The 821-nt window shown below is 53.5% G+C and carries 1 protein-coding gene; it reads right to left on the minus strand.

Translation table 11 applies throughout. From position 1 onward, the window contains the following. Positions 1-821: elongation factor Tu (tuf, locus tag QNN86_RS23865; RefSeq protein ID WP_414212404.1), on the minus strand; the 821-nt coding region annotated here is incomplete at both ends.

The following is an 821-nucleotide window of genomic DNA, read 5'->3' on the forward strand; positions in this document are numbered from 1 at the left end:
GTCACGTCAGTAGTACGGAAGTAGAACTGCGGACGGTAGCCTTTGAAGAACGGAGTATGACGGCCGCCTTCGTCTTTGGACAGGATATAAACTTCAGATTCGAACTTGGTGTGCGGCTTGATAGAGCCCGGCTTAGCCAGTACCTGACCACGTTCGATTTCTTCACGTTTGATACCACGCAGCAGAACACCAACGTTCTCACCAGCACGACCTTCGTCCAGCAGTTTGCGGAACATTTCAACGCCAGTACAGGTAGACTTAGCAGTCTCTTTGATACCAACGATTTCAACTTCTTCGCCAACTTTAACGATACCGCGCTCTACACGACCGGTAACAACGGTACCACGGCCGGAGATGGAGAATACGTCTTCGATAGGCAGCAGGAACGGCTTGTCAATCGCACGCTCTGGTTCCGGGATGTAAGAATCCAGGTAGCCAGCCAGTTCGATGATTTTCGCTTCCCACTCTGCTTCGCCTTCCAGCGCTTTCAGAGCAGAACCACGAACGATCGGCGTGTCGTCGCCCGGGAAATCGTACTGAGACAGAAGTTCACGAACTTCCATTTCTACCAGTTCCAGCAGCTCTTCGTCATCAACCATGTCGCATTTGTTCAGGAACACGATGATGTACGGAACGCCAACCTGACGACCCAGCAGGATGTGCTCACGAGTCTGCGGCATCGGGCCGTCAGTCGCAGCAACAACCAGGATCGCGCCGTCCATCTGCGCAGCACCGGTGATCATGTTTTTAACATAGTCGGCGTGGCCCGGGCAGTCTACGTGTGCGTAGTGGCGAGACGGGGTGTCATATTCAACGTGAGA

It is taken from the genome of Citrobacter sp. C348, assembly GCF_047467975.1.
GTDB classification, from domain to species: Bacteria; Pseudomonadota; Gammaproteobacteria; order Enterobacterales; family Enterobacteriaceae; genus Citrobacter; species Citrobacter gillenii.